Below are 26,753 nucleotides of genomic sequence, written 5' to 3'. Positions count from 1 at the left end.
GCCCCGGCTGCTACACCCTCGGCATCCGGGGTGGGTCGAGCGCGGCGATGATCTTCTCCATCGCGGTCCCCAGAACCTTGAGTTCCTCATCGGTGAGATTGTCGAAGATGAGACGACGGACCTCACCGACGTGACCCGGCGCGGCCTCCACCACCTTGTCCCACCCATCCTCGGTGAGCACCGCCACGGTGGCACGGCCGTCGGTGGGATCGGGTTCGCGGCGGACCCAGCCGGCCTTCTCCAGACGGGTCACCACGCGCGAGAGGTGGGACAGGGTCATGTCGGACAGCTCCGCCAGTTCACTCATGCGCAGACGCCGCTCGGGAGCCATGGAGATCTGTGCGAGGGCGAAGTAGTCGAAGTTGCTGAGGCCGTTCTGCTTCTTCAGCTGGGCATCAAGGCGAGCGGGGAGCCATACGCGCATGGACCAGATGTTCAGCCATACGTCCTGCTGCTCCTGGTTCAACCAGACATCATCCGAAGTCGCTGAAACTGTATTCTCGCTTGTCATGTCAACCCAGGATAGTGACATTCACTACTGCCCGCCCATCGAGGGTCCTGTTAACACACCCTGATCAGTGCGCAGAACATGCGGAAATTCGCAGGTATTCTCAGTATCCCCGGTGCCTGCCCTGATCCTTTAACTGTTTCCGCATCTGTTTCTTCAACTGTTTCTGTTGCTTCCGTTCCCGCAGGGCCGCCGGGTCATCGGAGGCGATGAAGGCACCCGCGGCCACACCGCCGACACCACCGAACAGGTGCGCCTGCCAGGACACACCCGGGTAGATGGGTAGCAGGCCCCAGAACAGACCCGAGTAGATGAAGGCCAGTGCCAGGCCGACGAGGAACTGTTTAACATCCCGGTTGAACAGGCCACGCACGATGAGGTATCCCAGCCAGCCGTAGATCAGACCGGAGGCGCCGATGTGGTTGGTGCCCACCCCACCGAACAGCCAGGTGCCGATGCCGCCGATGAGCACAGTGAGCAGCGTGACCTCCCAGAACACCCGTTTTCCGCTCATACCGATGATGAAACAGAAGATCGCGCCGGGCACGGTGTTGCTCATGAGGTGGTCGATGTTGGAGTGCAGCAACGGCGAGGTGAAGATGTGCCACAGGGCGCTGGTGTCCAGGGGGTGGATACCCCAGTAGTTGAGCAGACCCCCGGTGAGCACGTTGATGAAGTGGACCGCCCAGATCACCACCACGAAGCCGACCGCGAAGGTCAGGCCCGTTCGGATGGAGGACTTGTCCTTCAGCTGCTGCCCCATCTGGGGTGTGCGGCGCTGCCAGGGTTTGACGGGTCCACCGGTGGGTGGGGTGAATCCGCTGGAACCGAATCCGGTGTTGTTGTAGGGGAAATTTCCAAAGTTGTTATAACTCATGGGATCAGTTCTCGGTAGGTGGTCAGCCCGTGGCCCGGGCTGGCGGAGGTGACGGCGTCGACAATGGCGTCCTGCACGCAGTCAGCAGCCGCTGCGCACAAGGATGCCAGAAGTACCGCGTCCACGCCCGTCCCATCCCCGGTGGACAGGGCGAAGAGGGTGTCGCCGTCCATCGGCGAATGCGAGGGACGCACCGCCCGCGCCAGGCCGTCGTGCCCGGTCAGTGCCAACCGTTTGGCCTGCGCCTTGGTCACGGGCGCGTTGGTAGCGATCACACCGATGGTGGTGTTGAGGTCCGCGGCTGGGTGCGGCACGGCAGCGAGCTTGTCGACGTCCACCGCCGCCCGTCCCGGCGCCCCGTGGAGGGTGCCGGTTGTCGGGTCGACGACCTCCCCAACCGGGTTGGCCACGATGCCTGCGGCCACCACAAACTCCTCCACTGTGGTGGAGGCCTGGCCGAAACCGCCGCGCAGGTGACCGGCGGTGGCCCCGGTGCCGGCGCCGATGCTGCCGGAGACATCACACTGGTGGCCTGACAGTGCATTCTCGACGGCGGTGAAACCGTGCTCACGGGTGGGACGGTTGGTGGGATCACCGACCAGCAGGTCGAAGATCACCGCGGCTGGCACGATCGGGACGATCGGCCCCAGCCGGTCCGGCCCCAGAACCGGGAAGCCGATACCGCGTTCCTCCAGTGCATACATCACCCCATCGGCGGCGGCCAGTCCGTACGCTGATCCACCGCACAGGGCAACGGCATGGACCTGCTGCACGGTGTTGTGGGGTTCCAACAGGTCGGTCTCCCGGGTCCCAGGTCCCCCGCCACGGACATCCACCCCAGCGAAGGCACCACCCGGTGCCACCACCACGGTCACACCGGTGTCGTGGGAGGTGGCATGGCCCAGGTGTATTCCGGGGACATCGCACAGCATTCCGCCGACGGGGGTCATCTCAGGATCCCACCATCGCATCCAGCAGGGTTTCCTGGTTGTAGGCCAGCCACTGGATGAGACTCTCGCGGTCTTCCTCCTGTGCCTCCCCACCCTTGAGCTCCCCGGAAGCCAGGTAGAGGCGGATGTCATTGAGTCCCGCCAGCCAGGCGTGGGCCTCCTCCTCGGGGACCGACACCGCGACATTGCCATCCGGCCCGAGTGCCGAGTTGATGACCTGCAGGTTCGCGATCTTCTGCCGGGTGATGTCATTTTCGTGGAGGGAACGCAGCAGCGAGTTGTCGCCGTCGTACTCCTCATCGCCCTCCTGCTGGAAATCCGGGAGCAACCGGGCCAGGGCTGGATCCCGGGGTGCCTCCTTGTGTCCGCTCGGGATGCCGGTCATCTCAGCCAAGGGATCCTTCGGCACGGCCTGCGCGCGGTGGATCAGGGCCTCCAGCACCACCGCGGACAGATTGCCCAGCACCTCACGTTCCATCGGCTCCAGCACACAGGTGTACCGGGCAGGTCTCATGAGCGCCTTCCTGCGCTTCCATGGCTGCATGTAATAATCCCCTATCCGGCCTGCTGCATCGTTGCCCACAGGCCCGCGACGTGAAGCTTTTTCACGTCACCTTCAACCTTGTCCTTCTCCCCGGAGCTGACCACGGCCTTGCCCTCGGTGTGCACCTGCATCATCAGCTCATTGGCGCGTTTCCTGCTGTAACCGAGCACCGTCTGGAAGACGTAGGTGACATAACTCATCAGGTTCACCGGATCATCCCAGACGATGCACAACCAGGGCAGATTCTCGCTGGAGACGGTGTGGACATCCATCTCCACATCGGGTTCGGCGGTGGGTGCGGACGGTGACGAACACACGGGTGACACTCCGGATGCCCCCACCACCCCGGTGTCCGATTCTGCGAACGCCGGGGGCAGGTCGGGTGTGTCAACAGCCCCGTGGCAGTGGACGTGATGCAGGCCATTCATATGAATCAGCCTAGTCAACTCCCTCACGCGGGTGCAGGGCACGTCACCGATAATCCACCGCCGTGGTGACAGCACTGGTCCTACCTGGGGTTTTCTTCGACCGGGTACCCGTGCTCTGTTATCGTTAGACCAATAACACGACAGGCGTGCGACGGGAGGTCGACTTGATGCAGGATCTCGATTCCCAGATCAGGGCTGCGATCCGCAGACTCGGCATCACCAACGGCACGGTGGTTGATTCCCTGAGCAATCTGGTACCCATCCTGTCGGTCCTGTTGACGCTGGTCATCACCGTCGCCACAGTGCTCACCGGTCTGGATGATTCCGATGGTGACACCCCGCAACCGGTGGTCAATGAACAGATGCGCACCGACCTGCTCCGGGCGATCAACTACCACCGGGACATCCCGGTCGATTTCGACCTCGAACTGCATGCCAGTGCCCAGCGGCAGGCCGTGGCGAATGCCACCGCGGGTGGTAACGACGTGGCCACCGCCGGTGCCGGGCGCATCCTCATGCTCCAGGCCAAGCAGGACACCGACAAGGCCACCGTGGACAACTTCCTCGAGCTGTGGAGGCAGGATCGTCCGAACTACGACGCACTGATGCATCCCGATAACCGGGAGATCGGAATCGGGATCGCCGAAACAGCCGGAACCACCTATGCCGTGGTGCAGTTCAGACAACGGTAGCTTTTCCGTAGGATCGAAGGGGTGAAATCAACCGCATCCTCCATCCCACCAGAGAGGTCAACGGCACTGTTGACCGATAAGTACGAGCTCACCATGCTCCAGGCCGCGCTCGCGGACGGCACCGCCGACCGCCAGGTCACCTTCGAGGTCTTCAGCCGTCGTCTGCCCAATGAACGCCGTTACGGCGTGGTGGCCGGAACCGCCCGGGTACTCCACGCAGTGAAGGACTTCACCTTCACCGCCGAACAACTCGCAGATCTTGATTTCCTGGATCAGCGTACCCGTGACTTCCTGGCCAGCTACCGCTTCACCGGCCAGATCGACGGGTACCGCGAGGGCGAACTCTACTTCCCCCACTCCCCGCTGCTCACCGTGCGTGGCACCTTCGCGGAATGCGTGGTGCTGGAGACGGTCATCCTGTCCATCATGAACGCGGATTCCGCCGTCGCCTCGGCGGCCGCCCGAATGGTCACCGCCGCCGATGGCCGACCGATCATCGAGATGGGGTCACGCCGCACCCATGAGTACGCGGCTGTGACCGCCTCCCGCGCCGCCTACCTCGCCGGGTTCTCCGCCACCTCCAACCTGGAGGCGGCGTTCCGCTACGGCATCCCTGCCTCGGGCACCTCGGCGCATGCGTGGACCCTGCTGCACATCAACGAGGACGGCACCCCGAACGAGGCCGCGGCCTTCCGCTCGCAGGTGGATCAGCTCGGCGCGGAGACCACCCTGCTGGTGGACACCTATGACATCGCCCGGGGTGTGGAGACGGCCATCGAGGTCGCCGGCACCGACCTCGGCGGGGTCCGGATCGACTCCGGTGATCTGGGTGTCCTGGCGCGTCAGGTCCGCAAACAGCTCGATGATCTGGGTGCCCACAACACCAAGATCGTGGTGTCCTCCGACCTGGATGAGTTCACCATCGCAGGTCTGCGCGGTGAACCGGTCGATGTGTTCGGCGTGGGCACCTCCGTGGTCACCGGGTCCGGTGCCCCCACCGCGGGCCTGGTGTACAAGCTGGTGGAGGTCGACGGTCACCCGGTGGCCAAGCGGTCACGCAACAAGGCCAGCCACGGGGGAACAAAGAAGGCGGTGCGCACCCACCGTTCCACCGGCACCGCCATCGAGGAGATCGTCTACCCGTACCACTCCGAGCGCCCGGACACCGGGAAGCTGGCCACCCTGGATCTGACCATTCCCCTCATGCGGGATGGGCAGGCGGTCGACGGCCTGCCCACCCTGGAGCAGTCACGGTCCTACCTGGCTGATCAGCTGGTGACCCTGCCCTGGGAGGGTCTGGCACTGTCCCGCGATGAGCCGGTCCTGCACACCCGGTTCACCGGTTTCCCCGCCTAGAGGCGGGAGATGATGAGGTCGGCCATCCCCCGCTCACCCAGGGCACTGGGATGGACCGGCATCCGCAGCCCATCGCCTGCCCCGGGGAGGTCAACAACGGCGCGGACCCACTGTCGGGAGGGATCCGCGCAGGTGCCCGTCCCCGGGACATCCGTATCCACAAACTCGTATCCCAGCTGCTCATTGCCGGCTGCGTGACGGTTGATGGTATCCAGCAGCTCCCCGATCCGCACCGGCACGGCGACCGGGAGGTTGGTGTCACTGCTGCCACCGGGCCCATCGCTGATGTTGAGCACGCAGACCCCTCCCCTGCCGTCGTCGATCTCCGGGTAGCCGATGAACATCACCCGGGCCTGTGGGGCCGCCGCCCGCAGCGCCTCCAGCACCGGGGTCATCCTGGTCGTCCATGCGGCCTGCGTGACGTTCTGACCACCGAAAACCGCACCGAAATCAGGCAGGCCACCCAGCTGGGGATTCCAGTCATCCGCACCCCCGGCGCCGAGGGTTACCAATCGGGTGTCAGCCCCGAGATCGCCGTTGGCCTGCGCCTGGTGGATCATGTCGATGACGCCACGTCCGGCAGTACCTGACAGGGTCGCGTTATTACAGGTGTAGTTGGCGTAATCCCCTTCGAACGCCTCCCTGCCCACCCGTTCCGGGTAGCCCTGGGGACTCTGTACACATTCCCGGTTGAGCAGGCCGATCATCTGCAGGGGAATCTCAGGGTTGGCGGCAAAGGAATCACCGAAGGCGACATAGGCACGGGCGGTGGTCGCCGGGGTGCGGATTGCCGGCATGAGGTCCGTGGATGTCTGTGTGAGTCGCTGCCCGACGGAACCCGGGACGGTGGATTCCTGTGCGGACGCCATCACCCCACCGGCTGAGGTGGTGAGGATCGCCATCGTCAGGATCGTCGTTGCCCTCAGTGCCAGTTGCCGCGTCATCGGTGTCCTCCTGTGCTGGCCCACCCAGGGGGCCGTCTTCATAGTCCGGTTGTGGATGGTGACGTGATTTCTCCAGGTTAAAGCACCTCTCCACCCACCTGCAACGATGGTGCGCATGACAAGACCCAGGCAGTAACCACCCGGTGTGGTGGCGTTCACTAGGATTTCCGCTATGTCCCGACGCGCATCCCTCCTCCTGACCACTGTCTCCTGGGTGGCGACCAGGCTGATCATGGTCTGGTTCTCCCTGCGACAGCACGAACAGTGGGGCGATGTCCGTTACTACCTGGAGGGGGTGGAGAAGGAGTCCGTCGGTGGGCGTGCCCTGGTGGAATACCCGGATGCCACGGTCATACCGCTGCGGATGATCGGATGGCTCACCGAGGGGTTGGATTCCTTCACCCTGGGGGTCATCGCCTTCTGTCTGCTCCTGGATGCCGCACTCTCAGGCTGGCTCGCCCGGCGGTGCGCCGGAGGGGATCACCGACGGGATGCGTGGTGGGGTTTCTCCTTCTGGATCCTGTTCGGAATGTTCATCGGACCGGTGATGATCGCCCGGTTGGATCTTCTGCCCGGTGTCCTGGTCGCCGGGGCCGCGGTATGGATCGGGAAGAACTCCCGGATCGCCGCAGTATTCCTCGGTGTGGCCACCGCGGTGAAACTCTGGCCGTTGGCGCTGGCCACGGGGTTGGTGGGGCCGTGGCGCAACCGCGGGACCTGGGCCCGGCTCGCCTGGTGGGCCGGTGCCATCCTGATCCTGGCGGTGCTGACCCTGGTCACCTCCGGGTGGTGGCGGGTGGTCTCCCCACTGCAGTACCAGGTGGACCGCGGTCTCCAGTCGGAGACACTGCTGGCCACTCCCTTCATCTGGCTGGCTGCGTTCGATGCGAGATGGAGCGTCACGTATGCGTCGTCGAAAAGCTTCGAGGTCTTCGGCACCGGCGTGGGGGCCACACTGATCGTGTCGAGCGTGGCCTCGCTGGGTGTGGCGCTCGCCGCTCTGGTGGTGACCGCCCGCCGCTTTTTCGGTACCGGGGAGCCCCGGCCCGTGGCCACCCGCGCCTACTGGCTGGCGCTGGTCCTGCTGATCGTGGTGACGTCCAAGGTGTTCTCCCCGCAGTACCTGTTGTGGTTCGGTCCGCTCATCGCGGTGATGATCACCCTCGACGGTGGCCGCCTCACCCGTGCCATCGGGGTGCTCATGGTGGTCACCGCCGGATTGACCTCCTGGTTCTTCCCCCTACTCTTCGATTCCTTCATTGAAGCGCCACCATCACTGCTGTCGGTGGTGGTACTCACCCTGCGCAACCTCCTCATGCTCGTGGTGACGGTGCTGGCCTGCCGGTGGGCATGGGTCTGCCTGGTTGCCGAACACAGGGCCGAAAGCGCAGGTGATTCCCCGCGATCCTGAGGTTTTCGCGCCCCGCACACAGGCCGATACACTGTGTGGGATGTCTGACGCCGATCCCACCACCCAGCAGTCCGCCACGGAAGAAACCAGCACGGAAGAAACCAGCACGGAGACCAGCACCCCCACCACCGGGGAGCTGCTCACCGCCGCCGTCGAGTCCCTCGGTGGTGCCCGGCGCGCAGGCCAGGAGGCCATGGCAGAGGCGGTGACCCACGCCTTCGACAAGAAACGCCACCTCGCCGTCCAGGCCGGCACGGGCACGGGTAAATCCCTGGCGTACCTGGTGCCCTCGATCCGGTATGCGCAGACAACTGATTCCACGGTGATCGTCTCCACCGCCACCATCGCCCTGCAGCGCCAGCTGGTCAACCGTGACCTGCCGCGGCTGGCCGATGCCCTGGAACCCCTGCTGGAACGACGCCCCACCTTCGCCATCATGAAGGGCCGGTCCAACTACCTGTGCATGAACAAGATCGCCCGCGAACCGGAGCCGGAGGATGCCCTCATCGGGGAGGATGACATCTCCTGGCTGGGCAAACACATTGTCCGCCTGCACGAGTGGGCCAATGAGACCGACACCGGGGACCGTGATGACCTGGATCCGGGTGTGCCGGACCTGGCGTGGAAACAGGTCAGTGTGACCGCCCGCGAATGCATCGGCGCCTCCCGCTGTCCCCACGGCGAGGAGTGCTTCGCCGAGATGGCCCGTGCCACCGCACGGGAGTCCGATGTGGTGGTGACCAACCACGCCCTGCTCGCCATCGATGCACTCTCCGATGTCAACGTCCTGCCTGAACACGATGTGGTGGTCATCGATGAGGCCCATGAACTCGACGGCCGTATCACCGCGGTCGCCTCCGCCGAGATCACCGTCAACTCCCTCAACCTGGCGGCCCGCCGCGCCGGGAAACTGGGCGCCGACGGCCGTGAGGACAAGATCACCGAGCTCGCCGGTGACCTGGAACTGCTGTTCCAGACCATGCGGCCGGGTAGGTGGCGCGACCTCGACGAGGGGTCCAAGGGCACCCTCGTGGCGCTTCGCGACGCCCTGTGGTCCCTGCGCCAGACCATCGCCACCGCCCCCGAGGGCGAGGCCGCCAACGATCCCGAGCGCAACGCCGAACGACAGAACCTGGCCAGCCACCTGCAGGAGATCCACGACTCCATCATCCGCATCCTCGAGGTGTTCGAGGAGGAGGACGCCGCCAAGCAGCAGGACGTGGTGTGGCACAACCAGGATGACCGGCGCGGTGACTCCCTCAACGTGGCGCCGCTGTCCGTGGCGGGGCTGCTCCACCAGAAACTGTTCACGGACAACACCGTGGTGCTGGCCAGTGCGACGCTCACCATCGGCGGCAACTTCAACGCCATGGCCGCCAGTTGGGGTCTGCCGAAGGGCACCTGGGATTCCCTCGATGCCGGCACCCCGTTCGACCCGGCGAAGGCGGGCATCCTCTACACCGCACGGCACCTGCCGGATCCGGGCCGGGACGGTCTGCCCCAGGAAACCCTGGATGAGATCTACGAGCTCATCATGGCCGCGGGTGGCAGGACACTGGGGTTGTTCTCCTCGAAGCGGGCTGCGCTCCAGGCCACCGAGGCCATGCGTCTGCGCCTGCCGTTTGATGTGCTGTGCCAGGGTGATGACAACACCGGTGCCCTGGTGAAGAAATTCGCCGAATCCGAGAACACCTGCCTGTTCGGCACCCTCACCCTGTGGCAGGGTGTGGATGTGCCGGGTAAATCCCTGTCGCTGGTCCTGATCGACCGCATCCCCTTCCCCCGCCCGGATGATCCGCTGCTGCAGGCCCGCAAGGAGGCCGCCGACGCAGAGGGACGCAACGGGTTCATGGAGGTCGCCGCCACCCACGCCGCCCTGCTCATGGCGCAGGGTGCCGGCCGCCTACTGCGGCATGTCACCGACCGTGGTGTGGTGGCGGTGCTGGATTCACGCCTGGTGACCAAACGCTACGGCAGTTTCCTGCGCTCCTCCATGCCGCGGTTCTGGGAGACCACCAACGGCGACACCGTGCGTGCGGCGTTGAAGCGTCTGGTGGCTGCCGACTAGGGAACCGCGACCGCCGTCACGGAATTCGCGGCGACCTCGGTGAAACCGGCATCACGCACCGGCACCGCACCGGGGGCTGTGAGCTTCTCGGCAAAGTCCGCTGGTGGGATCTCCCGGACATGCAGGGCGAAGTCCGCGGCCGCCCAATCCCGGACCCACTCCAGTGGCTGGTGGGCTGCGAGCAACATGGAGGCGTGACCGACCTGGGCGGCGGCCTTGCCCAGGGTCATCTCCAGGGAGGCGTCAATATAGATGACCGGGTGATCATCATCGATGGGTTTGGGATCATCCAGGGGCAGCTCCGTGCCGGAGATCTGCAGTTTCCGGATCGCGTCCGGCACCTCACTGACCGCACAGGGGATAAAGGCACGTACCTGGGCGGAATCATCGGTGACAGTGACACCGGGCAACTCCTGCACCCGGTCCCACGCGGCGTTGCGCGCCCTGCGCGCCACCTTGCGGATCAGGTGGTCGTACCAGCCTTCCAGCGCCGCGCGGAAGTCCGGGTCGGTGGCCACCCGCCCGTCGAGACAGAGCTTGACGACGCTCCTCGCCGCCGCATCCAGCACATCGGTCCTCCGCGGCGGATCCGTCTTCGGGATGTGCAGCACCAACTGCATGGCCTGCACCGTGGACGGATCCGCAGGGTCCTCCGAGTGGGGCCCGTCGGACACGCGCGCGCTGAGCAGACGGTGGGCGGTGACCAGGGAGGCGTCGACAAGCATCGTTGGTCTAGCGCTCCAGGGGAACGCGACGGTAGCTGCCGTCCTCGAGGTCGGCCAGGTCGATCTCATCGCGGGAGATACCCAGGATGTGGAGGACCTCATCCAGGAACGGGTGGTTGACGGAGGTGTCGGCGATCTCCTTAAGCGCCGGCTTGGCGTTGAAGGCGATGCCGAGACCGGCGGCGGAGAGCATGTCGATGTCGTTGGCACCATCACCGACGGCCACGGTCTGGTACATCTTCAGCCCGGAATCCTCGGCGAACTCATGCAGCAGCTCGGCCTTGGCGGCACGGTCCACGATCTCCCCGATGACGCGACCGGTCAGCTTGCCGTCAACGATCTCCAGGGTGTTGGCGCGGACATAATCCAGCTCCAGCTCCTCCGCCAGATCATCCAGGACCTGGATGAACCCACCGGAGACCACGGCGGTCTTGTATCCGAGGCGTTTGAGGGTGCGGATGGTGGTCCTGGCACCCGGGGTCAGGACGATGTCGCGGGCGACCTCATCGATGACGGAGGCATCCAGACCGGCGAGGGTCTTGACCCGCTCGCGCAGGGACTCCTCGAAGTCGAGCTCACCGAGCATGGCTCGCTCGGTGACCTCCGCGACCTCCGCCTCCTTACCGGCGTGGGCTGCGAGCATCTCGATGACCTCACCGGTGATGAGGGTGGAATCGCAGTCGAAGCAGACCAGACGCTTGGAACGACGCAGCAGGCCCGAACGCTCAATGGCGATATCGACGTTGAGCTCCGAGGTCAGGCCGGCGAGCGCCTTGCGGATCTTCTGGGCGCCACCCGGGCTGGTGTCCGGCACCGTGACCTTCAGCTCCAGGCCGGTGACGGGGTAGTCGGCGATGCCGCGGATGGTATCAATGTTGGCATCATAATCGGCGAGGGTCTGACCCACGCGGGACAGATCGATGGCATCCACCGGGTCACCGAGGATGACTACGACGTGAGATGAACGGGGACGGGACGACACGAGGGTGTCCTGAATCTCCACGGTCACGGACTGCCCGTGGACCTTGAGGGTCTCGGTCAGACCGTCGGTGACGGTCTCCAGGCGGCCAGGTTCGATGCCGACGAAGGCGGCGAGGCTGAGGAAGCCACGGAAGATGGTCTGTTCAACATCCAGAACCTGCACCTTGTTGGCTGCCAGCACGCGGAAGAAGGCGGCGGAGACACCGGGGCGGTCCTTACCACTCACGGTGATCACTGCGGGGCTGTATCCCTCACGCAGCGCCACCTGCTGACCGGCCTGGGCGGATTCGTTATCGATCTGGAAACTTTCAGTCACGACGATCATTCTCTCATGATTCAAAGGGGGAAACGACATTGACCCCGGCAGATTATCTACCGGGGTCATTGCAGTCGGAGGGGACTTATCTAGCCCTTAGCGTACTTCAGCTGGAGTAGGCGACTGGGTGGTTTCTGCACGCAGATCGTGCTCACCGACGTGAGCCTCACGGCGCATGCGCTCGATCATGTGCGGGTAGTGCAGCTCGAACGCAGGGCGCTCGGAGCGGATGCGGGGCAGGGAGGTGAAGTTGTGACGAGGAGGCGGGCAGGAGGTTGCCCACTCCAGGGAGTTGCCGTAACCCCATGGGTCATCGACGGTCACGAGCTCACCGTAGCGCCAGGACTTGAAGACATTCCAGACGAATGGGATGACGGAGAGTCCGAGCAGGAAGGAGAAGATGGTGGAGATCTGGTTGAGGGTGGTGAACCCATCGGAGTCCAGGTAGTCAGCGTAACGACGTGGCATACCCATGTTGCCCAGCCAGTGCTGGACCAGGAAGGTGCCGTGGAATCCGACGAAGGTCAGCCAGAAGTGGATCTTGCCCAGACGCTCATCCATCATGCGGCCGGTCATCTTCGGGAACCAGAAGTAGACGCCTGCACAGGATGCGAACACCACGGTACCAAAGAGGGTGTAGTGGAAGTGCGCGATCAGGAAGTAGGAGTCGGACAGGTGGAAGTCCAGCGGCGGAGAGGCCAGCATGATGCCGGTCAGACCACCGAAGAGGAAGGTGGACATGAAGCCCACAGCCCAGATCATCGGGGTCTCCCAGGTGATGTGACCCTTCCACATGGTTCCCACCCAGTTGAAGAACTTGACGCCGGTCGGAACCGAGATCAGGAACGTCATGAAGGAGAAGAACGGCAGCAGAACCGCACCGGTGACGAACATGTGGTGAGCCCACACGGCCATGGACAGTGCACCGATGGACAGGGTGGCGAACACCAGGCCGATGTAGCCGAACATCGGCTTGCGGGAGAACACCGGGATGATCTCGGAGATGATGCCGAAGAATGGCAGTGCGAGGACGTATACCTCTGGGTGGCCGAAGAACCAGAACAGGTGCTGCCACAGGATGGAGCCGCCGTTGGCCGGATCGTAGATGTGGCCGCCGAGCTTACGGTCGTACAGAACACCCAGGGCTGCAGCGAGCAGCAGCGGGAAGATCAGCAGAGCCAGAACGGAGGTGACGAAGATGTTCCAGGTGAAGACAGGCATACGGAACATGGTCATACCCGGTGCGCGGAGGCACAGGATGGTGGTGAGCATGTTGATGGCGGATGCGACGGTACCGATACCGGTCGCGCCGACACCGATGATCCACATGTCGGAGCCGATGCCCGGTGAGTGGATGGAGTCAGACAGTGGGGAGTACATGGTCCAACCGAAGTCGGCAGCACCACCCGGGGTCAGGAAGCCGGTCAGCATCGCGACACCACCGACGGTGGTGATCCAGAAGCCGAAGGCGTTCAGTCGGGGGAAAGCAACGTCAGGCGCGCCGATCTGGAGCGGCAGGACGTAGTTGGCAAAACCCCAGACGATCGGGGTTCCGTAGAGCAGCAGCATAACGGTTCCGTGCATGGTGAACAGCTGGTTGAACTGCTCGTTCGACAGGAACTGAAGACCCGGGGTGAAAAGCTCAGCTCGGATAAGCAGAGCCATCAGACCACCGAGGAAGAAGAAGCTGAACGACATGATGATATACATGATGCCCAGCTGCTTGTGGTCGGTGGTGGTCATCATTAACCATGCTTTGCTGCCCTTGCGTGCATGGCCTGTCGGCTCGGGCCTCTGCGGGGCGACGTATCCGTCGACCCTGGGCGCCACAGCGGTCATAGGTTCCTCCTGACTACGGGACGATCCATTCGGATTACCGATCGTCCTTCAACAACACTGCCTTATCTTAGGTGACAGGCAGGATCCGAAGCCAGCCCAAAAGGGCCGGTATGCAGCTAACTGTAACCCCTTTTCAGGCCGAGAAAAAATGTTTTCCCTACATTGGATGACCTCCCCCTCACCCACCGGTTGATGTTTCCCATGGGGTTTCATTCAATCATGTGAACCCCCTCACACCCGGGCCTCGTTTCGCCAGCATGGCGCACCCCCGCGAACACACCCCACCACCCACCCGTTTAACCCCCCGTGTGGGCTCAACCTAAAGGTTGAGACCGGCTGAAACGAAGGGAAATTTGATGCCGTGGTGAAAATTTTCCGCGACACACCTCTCCGGTCTGCCATGCCAAAACTTGTCATTCATCATCTCGGCGGCCTCGTTCCGATCAAGTCCCAGGCACGGAACCCGGCGACTGTCCGGCTAGCGGGAAGCGAATTACAAGTTTTCTTTCCCTCCCGCCGATGGTGTTCCTTATATATAGGTGTGGGAAAAACAAAAAGACCGCACGCGCCAGGCGTGCGGTCTGATGGTTGCCCACTCCCCTCCCGCGGGGTGAGGCGGAGGGATCCTAGAAGTCCCAGTCCTCATCCTCGGTATGCTCGGCCTTGCCGATGACATAGGAGGAACCGGAACCGGAGAAGAAGTCATGGTTCTCGTCGGCGTTCGGGGACAGCGCTGAGAGGATGGCCGGCGACACCTTGGTTTCATCCGCCGGGAACAGTCCCTCGTAACCGAGGTTGTTCATCGCCTTGTTCGCGTTGTACCGCAGGAAGCGCTTGACATCCTCGGTCCACCCGAGTTCGTCGTAGAGATCCTCGGTGTACTGGGTCTCGTTCTCGTAGAGATCGTAGAGCAGGTCGAAGGCATATTCCTTCAGTTCCTCCTGGCGCTCCGCGGATTCGCGCGCCACGGCCTTCTGGTACTTGTACCCCACGTAGTAACCGTGCACGGCCTCATCACGGATGATCAGACGGATGACATCGGCGGTGTTGGTCAGCTTCGCGTGGCTGGACCAGTACATCGGAAGGTAGAAACCGGAGTAGAAGAGGAAGGACTCCAGGATGACCGAGGCGATCTTGCGCTTGAGCGGATCCTCGCCTTCGTAGTAGGCGAGGATGATCTTGGCCTTGCGCTGCAGCGCCTCATTCTCCTCGGACCACCGGAAGGCGTCGTTGATCTGGGGGGTGGAGGCCAGCGTCATGAAGATGTTGGAGTAGGACTTCGCGTGCACCGACTCCATGAATGCGATGTTGGTGAGCACGGCCTCCTCGTGCAGGGACTCCGCATCAGGAAGTAGAGATACCGCACCGACGGTGCCCTGGATGGTGTCCAGGAGGGTCAGGCCGGTGAAGACACGCATGGTGGCCTGCTTCTCCAGCTCGGTGAGCGTCCCCCAGCTCTTGATGTCATTGGACACCGGGACCTTCTCCGGTAGCCAGAAGTTACCGGTGAGGCGATCCCATACCTCGAGATCCTTGTCATCGGGAATGGAATTCCAGTTGATGGCAGCGATCGGCGCCGGGTGGTTTGCCAGGTACGCCTCGTGGATACTCAGATCAGAATCTACAGCCATGGGGTGCGCTGTTCCTCTCTAGGGATGAAGGTGGTGGGATATCGGGGCAGCCCGCGAGCAGTACCTGCCGCTCAGCGTGGGGCCCGATTACCCCTCTGAGACTACCTGTTGTGCCCCCAATCCGTTAAGCAGCCAGGCCCGCGTTCAGAGACGTGGTCCCCCGCCTACATCACCTACCAGTACGTGCTGGTCCGGCAGTTAATTTCATCACAATTGCATATATTTTCACCCGCCTTCCCTCCCCCACCGCCGGGGGCCGGCACCAGGACCGCGCGGGGCACCCATCAGGAACGCCGGAGGTCGATTATGACGCTGACCACATCACTTAGATGCTCGGTGACGATGAACCACCGTCCACCCTGCTCCCGTCGGACCGTCAGTGCGCCACACCACAGGGGTTCGGTCCACTGTTCCGTCTCACAAAAAGCCAGGTTATGGTGCGCTAACCTTGGCTGACGTGGACGGGGAGCGGGTGTATCTTCGAGGCCATGGCTATCAATGAACGACTCGCAAGCACAATGAACAATCAGGTCACCGCGGAGCTGGAGGCTTCACTGGTCTACCTCCAGCTCTCCTATGTCCTCGACGATCTCGGTCTCGTCGGTATGCGTGACTGGATGAAGAACCAGAGCGAGGAGGAGCTGGAACATGCCGACAAATTCTCCCAGCACCTGCTCAATCGCGGATATGTCCCCCAGATCGGGGATATCGCGCCCCCGAAGCTGGATATCGCAACCGCTGTCGACGCATTCGAGGCTGCACTCGCCCATGAGCAGAAGATCTCCGGCCTCATCCGTGAACTCGCCGCCATCCAGGACGCAGAACGCGATTACGATTCCCGCGCCCTGATCAACTGGTTCCTCGAGGAGCAGGTTGAGGAGGAGGCGGCCGTCGCCGAGATCCTCGACCGCCTCCGCATCGCGGGTGATTCAGGCTCCGGCCTGCTGCACCTTGACGCGGAACTGGGTTCGCGTTAACCATCACCTGATCCGACCGTCCCGGGTTGCTTCCTGCCTCTCAGCGAGGGAGGGGCACCCGGGTTTTCCCTATTCGAGCATGGATTTTACTGTGATTTTTGATATCGGGGGTAGCAAAACCTCGAAAAATGAATGGAAAAAAGTAATAATGGTAATCACATTAATGATGTCGCAGGATTAGCACCCCGATGTCCTTTACCGCCTGCACAACAATCAGATAGAAAACGAGGAGGCACGGTGCCCCCGGTCCCTGAAAAGAAATCAACGGGCTCGCCCGCCAAGCCACTGCTCGAGCACGTTCTCGATGAACTTGGTCAGGAGATCGTCAGTGGCAAGGTCGCAGTCGGCGATACCTTCAAACTGATGGACCTCAGCGAGCGTTTCGGGATTTCCCGGACAGTTGCCCGCGAGGCCATGCGCGCCCTGGAGCAACTGGGCCTGGTGTCCTCCTCCCGTCGCATCGGCATCACGGTGCGCCCCCGCGATGAATGGGCCGTGTTCGACAAGTCCATCATCCGCTGGCGGCTTAACGACGAAGGGCAGCGCGAGGGTCAGCTACAGTCGCTGACCGAGCTGCGCATCGCCATTGAACCCATCGCGGCACGCAGCGTCGCTCTGCATGCCTCCGAAGAGGAACGCAGGCGCTTCAAGGAGCTCGCCACCGAGATGCGTGAGCTCGGTGAATCCGGCATGGGCGCCTCCAAAAGTTTCCTCGATGCGGACATCATGTTCCACGAACTGATCCTGCGCTACTGCCACAATGAGATGTTCGCCGCCCTCATCCCCCCGATCAGTGCGGTGTTGGAGGGGCGCACCGCCCACGGTCTCCAGCCGGACACCCCGGAGCAGGTTGCGTTGGACAACCACGACAAGCTTGCCGACGCAATCCTGGCCCGTGATGCGGACGGCGCCGAGGATGCCTCCCGCGAGATCCTCAGGGAGGTCCGGGACACGTTGTCGTCCCTGCGGTGACACTCCCCAACGACAAACACCCCGGAGGATATCCTCCGGGGTGTTTCTCATGGCCGTGGCCCTAGAGCATGCAGCTGACGCAACCGTCGATCTCGGTGCCCTCAAGGGCGACCTGACGCAGACGGATGTAGTACAGGGTCTTGATGCCCTTGCGCCATGCGTAGATCTGCGCACGGTTGATGTCACGGGTGGTGGCCGTGTCCTTGAAGAACAGGGTCAGTGACAGGCCCTGGTCCACGTACTTGGTGGCTACCGCGTAGGTGTCGATGATCTTCTCGTAGCCGATCTCGTAGGCATCCTGGAAGTACTCCAGGTTGTCATTGTCCATGTGTGGTGCCGGGTAGTAGACGCGACCGATCTTGCCTTCCTTGCGGATCTCGATCTTGGAGGCGATCGGGTGGATCGACGAGGTCGAGTTGTTGATGTAGGAGATCGAACCGGTCGGCGGGACAGCCTGCAGGTAGCGGTTGAACAGACCATGCTCCATGACATCAGCCTTGAGCTGCGCCCACTCCTCCGCGGTCGGGGTGTGGATGGTGGAGTTGGCGAACAGCTCCTTCACCCTGTCGGTCTTCGGGGCGAATTCGGTCGGGTCGAAGCGGTCGAAGTAGACACCGGATGCGTAGTCGGAGTTCTCGAAGTTGGCGAAACGCTGGTTACGTTCACGCGCGATCCGGTTGGAGGCACGGAGGCATTCGTAGAGCACCGCGGCGAAGTAGGCGTTGGTGAAGTCCAGGCCTTCCTCGGAACCGTAGTAGATGTGCTCGCGTCCCAGGTAACCGTGGAGGTTCATCTGACCCAGCCCGATGGCGTGGGCGGCGTCGTTGCCCTTGCGGATCGACGGGACGGAATCGATGCTGGTCTGCTCCGACACGGCGGTGAGACCACGGATGGAGGTCTCGATGGTGCGGGAGAAGTCCGGGGAGTCCATCGCCATGGCGATGTTGAGGGACCCCAGGTTGCAGGAGATGTCCTCGCCGATCTCGTCGTAGGAGAGATCATCGTGGTAGGTCGACGGGGTGGAGACCTGCAGGATCTCGGAGCACAGGTTCGAGTGGGTGACGCGACCCTCGATCGGGTTGGCAGCATTCACGGTGTCCTCATACATGATGTACGGGTAACCGGACTCGAACTGGATCTCAGCCAGGGTCTGGAAGAACTGACGGGCGTTGATCTTGGTCTTGCGGATGCGGTCATCATCGACCATCTCGTCGTAGAGCTCGGTGACGGAGATGTCGGCGAACGGCTTGCCGTAGATGCGCTCGACATCGTACGGGGAGAACAGGTACATGTCGTCGTTGCGCTTGGCCAGCTCGAAGGTGATGTCCGGGATGACCACGCCGAGGGAGAGGGTCTTGATGCGGATCTTCTCATCGGCGTTCTCACGCTTGGTGTCCAGGAAGGACAGGATGTCCGGGTGGTGCGCGTTGAGGTAGACGGCACCGGCACCCTGACGGGCACCGAGCTGGTTGGCGTAGGAGAAGGAATCCTCGAGCAGCTTCATCACGGGGATGACACCGGAGGACTGGTTCTCGATCTTCTTGATCGGTGCGCCGGCCTCACGGAGGTTGGACAGCAGCAGGGCCACGCCACCGCCGCGCTTGGACAGCTGGAGGGCGGAGTTGATGGCACGGCCGATCGACTCCATGTTGTCCTCGATGCGCAGGAGGAAGCAGGACACGGGCTCGCCGCGCTGTGCCTTACCGGAGTTGAGGAAGGTGGGGGTCGCCGGCTGAAAACGGCCGGTCATGATCTCGTCGACAAGCGCGTTGGCGGTCTCCCGCTCGCCATCGGCGAGGGTGAGGGCGACCATGCACACACGGTCCTCGAAACGCTCGAGGTAACGGCGACCGTCGAAGGTCTTCAGGGTGTAGGAGGTGTAGTACTTGTAGGCACCCAGGAAGGACTTGAAACGGAACTTGTAGGAGTAGGCGCGCTTGAACAGGTCCTTGATGTACTCGAAGTCATACTTGTCCAGCACCTCCTTCTCGTAGTAGTTGTTCTCCACCAGGTAGTCGAGTTTCTCGTGGAGGTTGTGGAAGAAGACGGTGTTCTGGTTGACGTGCTGGAGGAAGTACTGATTCGCGGCTTCCCGATCCTTGTCGAACTGGATCTTTCCGTCATCATCATAGAGGTTGAGCAGCGCGTTGAGGGCGTGGAAGTCCATCTGGTCTCCGCGTGGAATGACGGAGGTTCCCGTTGCAGTCAAAGGAATGGTCCCTTTCAAGATTGTTTTTAAATTAGATCCGGTGGCCCGCCTGCGGGCACGACCGGGATGTCTGATCCATGATGCCGGAGTTGTCTGGTCGGGGTCAGCTCCCGACCAACTCCTGCAGGGATTCGGGGACGGGGCCCAGACCGAGTGCATCGGCGTTCTGGATGAGTCCGCCGCGGAGGATCCGCACGTCTTCCTCGTTGCCCATCAGTTCAAACCGGTAGACGTAGGGCACCTTGCACTTGCGGGCGATCTCATCTCCGGCGAGCCCGAAATCAGCTCCGAAGTTGGAATTCCCTCCCGCCACGACCGCGCGGATGAGGCTGCGGTTGTGTTCGTTGTTGAGGAACCGGATGACCTGGGGTGGGACCGGACGGGAGTTCCTGCCACTCATGGTGACACCCCCGCCGTAGGTGGGCACGATGAGGACATAGGGTTCATCGACCAGCAGCGGTTCCTCCACCCTGGTCAATGGGATACGAACATTGGGTAGCCCGAGCTTCTGCACGAATCGGTGCGTGTTGTCGGTGGCCGAGGAGAAGTACACAACCAGCATCCCCGAACTCACTTCCCTTCTGAAGAACTCGCACCGTGTCCGACGGTGCGTGCGGTCCGGCGAGGTTATCCCCTGTTGAGGATACTCCCGGAATGATTCCCCCCACCCACGGGTGGAGAAAGACAAAACGCCGCCAGATAGGCGACGTGGGCATCCGGACAACCCCCATGCGGGGTTCCCCGGCGCGGTAGCCTCCAGACCGGTGAAGGCGCGGGCGTGTTAGGCGACAGCCGTGGCCATTTCACGGATGCGCTCCGGGCGGAAACCGGACCAGTGGTCGGCCTCGGTGACGACAACAGGAGCCTGGAGGTAACCGAGGGCGAGCACGTAGTCGCGTGCCTCATCATCAAGGCTGATGTCCACGAGCTCATAATCCAGGCCAGCCCGGTCGAGGGCCTTCTTGGTTGCGGTGCACTGGACGCAGGCTGGCTTGGTGTAAACAGTGATGGCCATGTTTTCGGACCCTTTTCCCTTTCAGCTCCAGCCACCGGGGGCTGAAACCTCATCTCACTTTTTCGGTTTTATAAAGTCTTTCTGCCATCTCTGGCCGAATAATCAGCCAGTTTTCGAGTCCCCACCTCTTGCGGTGCGTTCTCTTAAGGCGACAACACAGACACTATACTTTGTGGTGAATTAGTGCAAGGAGCACTACATATAGTAGTTACACGGAGGGTATTCCCAGCACATCACATCTTCAGCCCCCACATGTTGCGCCCCGAGCCACCCGGGAACCCAGGCAATGTAACTACAAAGTTGTCATTTACCCAGCACGTCCAGTGGACACCCTTGTCCCCGTTATGGATTTGTTATAAATCACCCCTGCCGGTGGGGTACCCCCATTGGTGTCCACACTGGCCCCGGACCTGGCCACGAAAAGAAGAAACCGCTGCCAACCATGAAAATCATGGTTGGCAACGGCTTGTTTCAGATTTACCCGGGATTAACCCTGGCGGGCCTTGAAACGTGGCTCCTTCTTGTTGATCACGTAGACTTTGCCACGGCGACGCACGACCTGGGCGCCCGGCTTGTTCTTCAGCGACCGAAGGGAATTGCGTACCTTCATTCGGGCGCTCCTTTCTCTCATGCGCTATAAGGCTATTGAAGCTCGATTGATGTGCGGGATAAACCGCACGTCATACCAGCTATGACACGAGGGTCTATCTTATCCGACAGGGCGGTAAACACCAAACCCCGTCTGCTTTCAGCGTTCTCTACAGCTGCGCAACGCTGTCGGGGAGCATAAAAGCCTACGATGAAAACCATGACAGACACTCGAGACCATATCATCTCACAACTCTCCACCGTTCCCAGCATCGAGCCCGCAGCCGAGGTCGAATCCCGAGTGCAGTTCCTGGTGGATTACCTCCGGGTTTCCCATGCCCGCGGCTACGTCCTGGGTATCTCGGGCGGTCAGGATTCCACCATCGCAGGTCGCCTGGCCCAGCTCGCCGTGGAGCGCATCCGCAGCGAGGATGGCGGCGATCACCAGTTCGTGGGTGTGCGTCTGCCCCACGGCCTCCAGGCCGATGAGGAAGACGCCCTGGTGGCGCTAGATTTCATCCAACCGGACCGCAGCATCAGCATCAACATCCGTGAATCCACCGATGCCCTGTCCGCCGCCACCGCAGCCGCCCTCGGGCAGGATGACCTGGGGGACTTCAATAAGGGCAATGTGAAGGCCCGTCAGCGGATGGTTGCGCAGTACGCCATCGCCGGCGAGCTCGGACTCCTGGTGATCGGCACCGACCACGCGGCCGAGAATGTCACCGGGTTCTTCACCAAGTACGGTGATGGGGCTGCTGATGTCCTCCCCCTCGCCGGACTGACCAAGCGCCAGGGGGCTCAGCTCCTGCAGTATCTCGGCGCCCCGGAATCCACCTGGACCAAGGTTCCCACCGCCGACCTGGAGGAGGACCGCCCGGCACTTCCGGACGAGGAGGCGCTCGGCGTGACCTACCAGGAGATTGACACCTACCTGGAGAACACCGGGGAGGTCTCCCCCGGGGTCGCCGCCCGCATCGAGCACCTGTGGAAGGTCGGGCAGCACAAACGTCACATGCCGGCCACCCCACAGGATCAGTGGTGGCGTCAGTAGTCGGGGATCAGCCCCACAGGTCGAGGGTCGCCTCTGCAGCCCGGATCAGTGGGGCGGCATAACCCGGACCGTGGGAGGAGGCGTGGACGGCCAGGGGGTGCAGCTGATGTACCGGGGTTCGTGCCCGCCACCCAGCACCGAGTGGATTGACCTCCTCGTACCCGGCGCGGATCTCGTCCAGGTGGGGTGCGCCGAACAGTGCCAGCATCGCCAGGTCCGTTTCCGGGTGCCCGCCGTGGGCGGCGGGGTCGATCATCACGGGGCCCTGGGTCCCGAACAGGAGATTCCCGCTCCACAGGTCACCGTGGATGCGGGCGGGGGTCACCTCGACGTCCTGGGCCCTGATCACCGCGCAGGCGGCCTGCACCGTACGCAGACCGTCGGGGCTGAGGTGCGCGCGTCGATAAGCATTCTCAGCGAAGGGCAGCACACGCTGCTCCACGTAGAAATCGGCCCACCTGTCGGTGGGTGTGCAGTCCTGGCGTTGGGTCCCGATGTAGTTGGGCCCCTCCCAGCCCGGGGGCGGGGAGCCGAAGGCGGGCGCACCGGCGAGATGGATGCGGGCGAGTTCCCGACCGGCGGTGCGGGCGGCCGCGGGTGTCGGTCGGGTGGGCTCCACCCTCATGGTGGAGATGTGGGATTCATCCGCACTGACCACCCAGGCTACCGCCTCGGACGCCTCACCGAGCCACTTGAGCCCGGCAGCCTCAGCCAGTGCCGACTGGGGCTCGCCGGGCCTTTTGGTGAAGGTCTCCACGGTTGATCAGTAACGCGCCGGTTCCTCACCGAGCTGGAACTCGCGGCCGGTGATCTCATTCGGGGTGATGCGGACGTAGTTGTACTTCAGGGTGGGCACCCAGGGCTTGAGGTCGAGTTCATCGACCTCCTGGATCTCCTCGAGATCCTGCACCAGCTCAGCCGCACCCCGGACCACCACAGACCAGGCCACACCGTCCTTGACCTCATCGACCTCGAAGAGGACATCGTGGTTGAGGGTGATGGTGAAGAGCTTGTTGCCCTCCGCGGTACGGAAGTAGAGGTTCTCACCGTTGGTGACGTAGTTGACCGGGAAGATGTCGAGGTCATCGCTGCGACGGACCACAACCCGCCCGAGAGCGGTCCTGGCGAGGCGCTCCCTCGACTCCTGCTCGTTGAGTTTCTGGACTGGGCCGTTTACGTCTGACATCGCTGCAACACTCCCTGGTGATGGATGAGAGGCCTGGAGGTGATACTGAAGAACACTCCAGGTTAGAAATGCTTTCCATTAACCAGTTTACCCGCCGGTGCCCTTCCCGGGGGTCTAATGAATCCGCACCGCCATGCGGCCGTGCAGCCTGCCCGCCATGAGATCGGTGCCTGCCTGGGGGACGTCGGCAAGCTCGACGACGGTGGTCATGGCATCGAGCACGCCGGTGTCCAGGTATTCAGACAGCAGCGACCACGCACGTTGACGCAGCTCACGGGGCGCATCGACGGAGTTGATGCCCACCAGGTGCACACCACGGAGGATGAACGGGAGCACGGTGGCCGGCAGGTCGGGTCCCTGGGCCAAACCACAGGCGGTGACGATTCCACCCCATTGGGTCTGCGCCAGGGCGTTGACGAGTGTGTGCGATCCCACTGAATCCACCACACCCGCCCAGCGGGCCTTCTGCAGGGGACGCCCCGGTTCGCCCAGCTCGGCGCGGTCGATGATCTCCGAGGCCCCCAGACCCGTGAGGTAATCCGCATGCTCCTCCCGGCGTCCCGTGACGGCCACCGTGGTGTAACCCAGCTGGTGGAGCAGATGCAGGGCAATGGATCCCACGCCACCGGTGGAACCGGTCACCAGAATCTCCCCGTCCCCGGGTGTCACGCCCTGCTGCAGAAGGGCATCGACGCACAGTGCCGCAGTGTATCCCGCGGTGCCCAACGCCCCAACCTGCTGGGCTGAGAAATTATAGGGAATGTGGAGGGTGGATTCAGAGTCCACCCACAGACGCTGGGTGTAGCCACCATGTCGGTTCTCCCCCAGCCCTGCACCGTTGAGCACCACCTCATCACCACGATCAAAGCGGTCATTGCGGGATTCAATGACGGTGCCCACCGCATCAATACCGGGAATCAACGGCAGCGCGCGCACCACGCCCTTATCACCATGCAACGCCATCGCGTCCTTGTAGTTCAGGCTGGACCATCCCACCTCGATGAGGAGGTCTCCGGCGCCGAGGAAGTCCGACTGGGAGGAGGTATCGGTGTAAGCGACGGAAACCCCGTTGCCATCCGAGCCACCTTCCGTGCCATCCGAAGAGACCACGATGCTGTTGATTTTGCCGGGGGTATTTGCAGTTACTGGAGTCATAAGCACCGAGTGTAGTGAAAACACGGGAGTTTCAACCGGGAATTCCGCTACTCCCCCGGCTCATGATTATGGGTGTGCATCTTGATGCCCGCCTCATTGAAGATGCTCAGGATCTCCGCCTTCCGCCCATCAGCAGCACACATGGCATGGGGCGTGCGGGTATCAAATTCCGCAGCTTCCCCACTCTCCAGTGTTATATCCCGATCACCCAGGAACAGTCGTACCTTGCCGCAGAGAACATAGAACCATTCAAAACCCTCATGCACACGCAGGGGCGGAATCTCCGTGGTGGGTGGATAGGTGATCTTGTAGGTTGCCACCGGAGCACCCTCGGGTGCCAGTGGCGCGATGACCATTCCATCTTTCTTCACCACTGGCCGACGCACTCTGGGATCACGCTGTTCCACAAATACCAGATCATCAAGACTCATGCCGAGCCTCCGGGTCAGGGGCAAGAGCAATTCCAGGCTGGCCTGACGTTTCCCCGATTCCAGACGGGAAAGGGTACTGGCGGACATCCCGGCATCTGCAGCCAGTTCCTCCAGTGTCAGTCCCCTACCCTGTCGCGCCACACGTAGACGCATTCCCACCTGTTTCAATTCCTGATTCATCCTGCACCCCTGAGCATTCTTGCCATTTCTGCAAACTATATTGCCATTCTGGATCATTGTGCCACATAATGGCACCATGCACACTCACCAATATGATGTCATCATCGCCGGCGGCGGACCCGCCGGACTCTCAGCAGCACTCATGCTCACCCGCGCAGGCCGCCGTGTCCTGATCATTGATGCCGGCCAACCACGTAATCGCTTCGCCACCCACATGCATGGCGTGCTGGGCCACGAAGGTCTTCCCCCACAGGATCTGGCCGCCAAGGGCCGTGAAGAGGTTGCAAGCTTCGGCGGCGAATTCCTCGACGCCACCATCACAGACATCACCACCAACCACAAAGGCCTGAACATCACCACCAATGATGGTGACACCAGCTATTTCGCCTCCGCCTTCATCCTGGCCACTGGCGTCACCGATGAACTCACGGACATCCCCGGCCTTGCTGAACGTTGGGGATCCACCACTCTGCACTGCCCCTACTGCCACGGCCACGAAGTTGCCGGCAAGCGCATCGGATTCCTGGCATCATCACCGATGAGCCTGCACATGGCAGAACTGCTGCGCCAGTGGAGCTCAGACCTGACCATTTTCACCAACGGGCTTGAGCTTTCAGAAGAAACCGAGCACCGTCTGCGCTCCCGTGGTCTGAAGCTGGAACCGCGCGCAGTCCAGGAGATCACCGGGGTCAGTAACGCAGTGCTGGTCAGCGGCGACCAGGTTCCCCTCGATGCCATCTTCACCGTCACCCAGCCCCGCCCCAATGACCAACTTCTGGCACACCTGGACCTGGAACGTGAGGAATCCGCCTTCGGGTCCTTCCTCAAGGTGGATGCCATGTATAAGACCAGCCATGATCGTATCTGGGCTGTGGGCAATGTGGTCAGCTCTCATGCCAATATTCCACAGTCCATGGGTGCCGGCTCCTTCACAGGCGCGGCCGTCAACGCCACCCTGGCGGGTTGGGAATTCGACGAGGCTGCCCGCACCCCGGTGCAGTTCTGGGAGGACCACTATGGCGCGGCCCCACAGGTATGGTCCGGAAAGGTGAACAAGGTACTGTCCGAGGTGGCTTCCACCCTCACACCCGGCAGGGCACTTGACCTGGGATGTGGCGAAGGTGCCGATGTGAACTGGTTGGCTGGGCAGGGATGGCAGGCTCTGGGCATTGACATCTCCCCCACCGCCATCGAACGTGCCAAGGAACATGCGGTACCCGGTGCGGAGTTCCTCACCGCTGATCTCACCGATCTGCCCGCGGGTGACTTTGATCTGGTCAGTGCCAGTTTCTTCCATTCGCCTGTGGAATTGGCCCGCACAGGCATCCTCAAGGGCGTGCTGGATCGCATCACTCCCGGCGGGCATCTGCTCATCACCTCCCATGTCGCACCACCTGCCTGGGTGCAGGACAAGCATGCCCACCATGGACAGATGCTCTCCCCGTCTGAGGAGTTGGAATTCCTCAAGCTCACCGATGAGTGGGAGGTGATCCTGTCGGAGACGCGTTCCCGCCCGATCACCGCCCCGGATGGTTCTCCATCCTCCATCGATGATGGAGTTGTCCTGGTTCGTCGCCGCTAGGGACCCCGGGGAACAAAGAAACCCGCTTACAGAAGGATCTTCTGTAAGCGGGTTTAACAGTGGAGCTAACGGGATTCGAACCCGTGACCCCCACACTGCCAGTGTGGTGCGCTACCAGCTGCGCCATAGCCCCG

General features: G+C 62.5%; 26 protein-coding genes and 1 tRNA gene. 8 read left to right on the top strand and 19 right to left on the bottom strand.

The window, feature by feature from the left end; translation table 11 throughout:
• Window positions 1-10 precede the first annotated feature (10 nt).
• The 5 genes from H9627_RS12900 to clpS all read right to left on the bottom strand — a co-directional run bounded on the left by H9627_RS12900 (window position 11) and on the right by clpS (window position 3,151).
• Window positions 11-511, bottom strand: a complete 501-nt coding sequence (locus H9627_RS12900; protein WP_173362578.1) for a MarR family winged helix-turn-helix transcriptional regulator — start codon at window positions 509-511, stop codon at window positions 11-13.
• A gap of 100 nt (window positions 512-611) precedes the next feature.
• Window positions 612-1,385: a rhomboid family intramembrane serine protease gene (locus H9627_RS12895; RefSeq protein ID WP_191734436.1), complete on the bottom strand. Its 774-nt coding sequence runs from the start codon at window positions 1,383-1,385 to the stop codon at window positions 612-614.
• The gene (locus tag H9627_RS12890; protein ID WP_191734471.1) at window positions 1,382-2,317 is read right to left on the bottom strand and encodes a P1 family peptidase; all 936 of its coding nucleotides are present in this window, start codon (window positions 2,315-2,317) and stop codon (window positions 1,382-1,384) included. The genes H9627_RS12895 and H9627_RS12890 overlap by 4 nt, the downstream gene beginning before the upstream one ends.
• Before the next feature lie 19 nt (window positions 2,318-2,336).
• Window positions 2,337-2,879, bottom strand: coding sequence for a DUF2017 domain-containing protein (locus H9627_RS12885; protein WP_191734435.1), 543 nt, complete (start codon window positions 2,877-2,879; stop codon window positions 2,337-2,339).
• 11 nt (window positions 2,880-2,890) lie between these two features.
• Complete coding sequence (clpS, locus tag H9627_RS12880; protein ID WP_006768416.1) at window positions 2,891-3,151, bottom strand: ATP-dependent Clp protease adapter ClpS; 261 nt, start codon at window positions 3,149-3,151, stop codon at window positions 2,891-2,893.
• 323 nt (window positions 3,152-3,474) lie between these two features.
• Here clpS and H9627_RS12875 point away from each other — a divergent pair, with 323 nt between their 5' ends.
• Both H9627_RS12875 and H9627_RS12870 read left to right on the top strand, forming a co-directional pair.
• Entirely contained in the window at window positions 3,475-3,999 is a 525-nt protein-coding gene (locus H9627_RS12875; RefSeq protein ID WP_191734434.1) for a CAP domain-containing protein, read from the top strand.
• Between the two features lie 21 nt (window positions 4,000-4,020).
• Window positions 4,021-5,355, top strand: coding sequence for a nicotinate phosphoribosyltransferase (locus tag H9627_RS12870; protein ID WP_191734433.1), 1,335 nt, complete (start codon window positions 4,021-4,023; stop codon window positions 5,353-5,355).
• On the opposite strand, the gene H9627_RS12865 is transcribed toward H9627_RS12870, so the two are convergent.
• Complete coding sequence (locus H9627_RS12865) at window positions 5,352-6,299, bottom strand: SGNH/GDSL hydrolase family protein (RefSeq protein WP_191734432.1); 948 nt, start codon at window positions 6,297-6,299, stop codon at window positions 5,352-5,354. The genes H9627_RS12870 and H9627_RS12865 overlap by 4 nt on opposite strands.
• A gap of 172 nt (window positions 6,300-6,471) precedes the next feature.
• On the opposite strand from H9627_RS12865, the gene H9627_RS12860 reads away from it, so the two are divergent.
• Window positions 6,472-7,710 (top strand): glycosyltransferase 87 family protein, encoded by a 1,239-nt coding sequence (locus H9627_RS12860; RefSeq protein WP_191734431.1) that lies wholly within the window; start codon window positions 6,472-6,474, stop codon window positions 7,708-7,710.
• Between the two features lie 40 nt (window positions 7,711-7,750).
• On the top strand, window positions 7,751-9,778 hold the full coding sequence (locus tag H9627_RS12855; protein ID WP_225213852.1) for an ATP-dependent DNA helicase: 2,028 nt from the start codon (window positions 7,751-7,753) through the stop codon (window positions 9,776-9,778).
• On the opposite strand, the gene H9627_RS12850 is transcribed toward H9627_RS12855, so the two are convergent.
• The 4 genes from H9627_RS12850 to nrdF all read right to left on the bottom strand — a co-directional run bounded on the left by H9627_RS12850 (window position 9,775) and on the right by nrdF (window position 15,270).
• Window positions 9,775-10,503, bottom strand: coding sequence for an aminoacyl-tRNA hydrolase (locus H9627_RS12850; RefSeq protein WP_225213851.1), 729 nt, complete (start codon window positions 10,501-10,503; stop codon window positions 9,775-9,777). The genes H9627_RS12855 and H9627_RS12850 overlap by 4 nt on opposite strands.
• 7 nt (window positions 10,504-10,510) lie before the next feature.
• Window positions 10,511-11,809: a phosphoserine phosphatase SerB gene (serB, locus tag H9627_RS12845; RefSeq protein ID WP_191734430.1), complete on the bottom strand. Its 1,299-nt coding sequence runs from the start codon at window positions 11,807-11,809 to the stop codon at window positions 10,511-10,513.
• A gap of 87 nt (window positions 11,810-11,896) precedes the next feature.
• Complete coding sequence (ctaD, locus tag H9627_RS12840) at window positions 11,897-13,639, bottom strand: aa3-type cytochrome oxidase subunit I (protein ID WP_191734429.1); 1,743 nt, start codon at window positions 13,637-13,639, stop codon at window positions 11,897-11,899.
• A 626-nt stretch (window positions 13,640-14,265) separates the two neighbouring features.
• Window positions 14,266-15,270: a class 1b ribonucleoside-diphosphate reductase subunit beta gene (gene nrdF / locus H9627_RS12835; protein WP_191734428.1), complete on the bottom strand. Its 1,005-nt coding sequence runs from the start codon at window positions 15,268-15,270 to the stop codon at window positions 14,266-14,268.
• A gap of 488 nt (window positions 15,271-15,758) precedes the next feature.
• On the opposite strand from nrdF, the gene H9627_RS12830 reads away from it, so the two are divergent.
• Window positions 15,759-16,247 (top strand): ferritin, encoded by a 489-nt coding sequence (locus tag H9627_RS12830; RefSeq protein WP_191734427.1) that lies wholly within the window; start codon window positions 15,759-15,761, stop codon window positions 16,245-16,247.
• 237 nt (window positions 16,248-16,484) lie between these two features.
• Window positions 16,485-17,219 carry a FadR/GntR family transcriptional regulator gene (locus tag H9627_RS12825; protein WP_191734426.1) on the top strand — a complete coding sequence of 245 codons (735 nt, stop codon included), beginning with the start codon at window positions 16,485-16,487 and terminating at the stop codon, window positions 17,217-17,219.
• Window positions 17,220-17,280: 61 nt separating this feature from the next.
• Here H9627_RS12825 and nrdE read toward each other — a convergent pair whose 3' ends face one another.
• The 4 genes from nrdE to ykgO all read right to left on the bottom strand — a co-directional run bounded on the left by nrdE (window position 17,281) and on the right by ykgO (window position 21,053).
• Window positions 17,281-19,386, bottom strand: coding sequence for a class 1b ribonucleoside-diphosphate reductase subunit alpha (gene nrdE / locus H9627_RS12820; RefSeq protein ID WP_191734468.1), 2,106 nt, complete (start codon window positions 19,384-19,386; stop codon window positions 17,281-17,283).
• 145 nt (window positions 19,387-19,531) lie between these two features.
• Window positions 19,532-19,990: a class Ib ribonucleoside-diphosphate reductase assembly flavoprotein NrdI gene (gene nrdI / locus H9627_RS12815; protein ID WP_191734425.1), complete on the bottom strand. Its 459-nt coding sequence runs from the start codon at window positions 19,988-19,990 to the stop codon at window positions 19,532-19,534.
• Window positions 19,991-20,209: 219 nt separating this feature from the next.
• Window positions 20,210-20,443: a glutaredoxin-like protein NrdH gene (gene nrdH / locus H9627_RS12810; protein WP_191734424.1), complete on the bottom strand. Its 234-nt coding sequence runs from the start codon at window positions 20,441-20,443 to the stop codon at window positions 20,210-20,212.
• A 487-nt stretch (window positions 20,444-20,930) separates the two neighbouring features.
• The gene (gene ykgO, locus H9627_RS12805; protein ID WP_003857945.1) at window positions 20,931-21,053 is read right to left on the bottom strand and encodes a type B 50S ribosomal protein L36; all 123 of its coding nucleotides are present in this window, start codon (window positions 21,051-21,053) and stop codon (window positions 20,931-20,933) included.
• A gap of 198 nt (window positions 21,054-21,251) precedes the next feature.
• Here ykgO and nadE point away from each other — a divergent pair, with 198 nt between their 5' ends.
• A complete protein-coding gene (gene nadE, locus H9627_RS12800) occupies window positions 21,252-22,085 on the top strand; it encodes an ammonia-dependent NAD(+) synthetase (protein ID WP_191734423.1) in 834 nt (277 codons plus the stop codon).
• A gap of 7 nt (window positions 22,086-22,092) precedes the next feature.
• Here the strand turns inward: nadE and H9627_RS12795 are convergent, their stop codons facing one another.
• From H9627_RS12795 to H9627_RS12780, 4 genes are all read right to left on the bottom strand, one after another.
• The gene (locus tag H9627_RS12795) at window positions 22,093-22,842 is read right to left on the bottom strand and encodes a fructosamine kinase family protein (protein ID WP_191734422.1); all 750 of its coding nucleotides are present in this window, start codon (window positions 22,840-22,842) and stop codon (window positions 22,093-22,095) included.
• 6 nt (window positions 22,843-22,848) lie between these two features.
• The gene (locus H9627_RS12790) at window positions 22,849-23,271 is read right to left on the bottom strand and encodes a pyridoxamine 5'-phosphate oxidase family protein (protein WP_191734421.1); all 423 of its coding nucleotides are present in this window, start codon (window positions 23,269-23,271) and stop codon (window positions 22,849-22,851) included.
• A 114-nt stretch (window positions 23,272-23,385) separates the two neighbouring features.
• Complete coding sequence (locus H9627_RS12785; RefSeq protein WP_191734420.1) at window positions 23,386-24,426, bottom strand: MDR family oxidoreductase; 1,041 nt, start codon at window positions 24,424-24,426, stop codon at window positions 23,386-23,388.
• 47 nt (window positions 24,427-24,473) lie between these two features.
• A complete protein-coding gene (locus H9627_RS12780) occupies window positions 24,474-25,094 on the bottom strand; it encodes a helix-turn-helix domain-containing protein (protein ID WP_225213850.1) in 621 nt (206 codons plus the stop codon).
• Window positions 25,095-25,113: 19 nt separating this feature from the next.
• Between H9627_RS12780 and H9627_RS12775 the strand changes: the two genes are divergently transcribed.
• Window positions 25,114-26,619, top strand: coding sequence for a bifunctional NAD(P)/FAD-dependent oxidoreductase/class I SAM-dependent methyltransferase (locus H9627_RS12775; RefSeq protein WP_191734419.1), 1,506 nt, complete (start codon window positions 25,114-25,116; stop codon window positions 26,617-26,619).
• Between the two features lie 60 nt (window positions 26,620-26,679).
• Here the strand turns inward: H9627_RS12775 and H9627_RS12770 are convergent.
• Window positions 26,680-26,752 (bottom strand) — tRNA-Ala (locus H9627_RS12770).
• Window position 26,753: the final 1 nt, after the last annotated feature.

The sequence above is a fragment of the Corynebacterium gallinarum genome (assembly GCF_014837045.1).
Classification (GTDB): domain Bacteria; phylum Actinomycetota; class Actinomycetes; order Mycobacteriales; family Mycobacteriaceae; genus Corynebacterium; species Corynebacterium gallinarum.
Note: the sequence above shows the minus strand (reverse complement) of the source record. Positions and strands in the feature narration are given on the sequence as shown.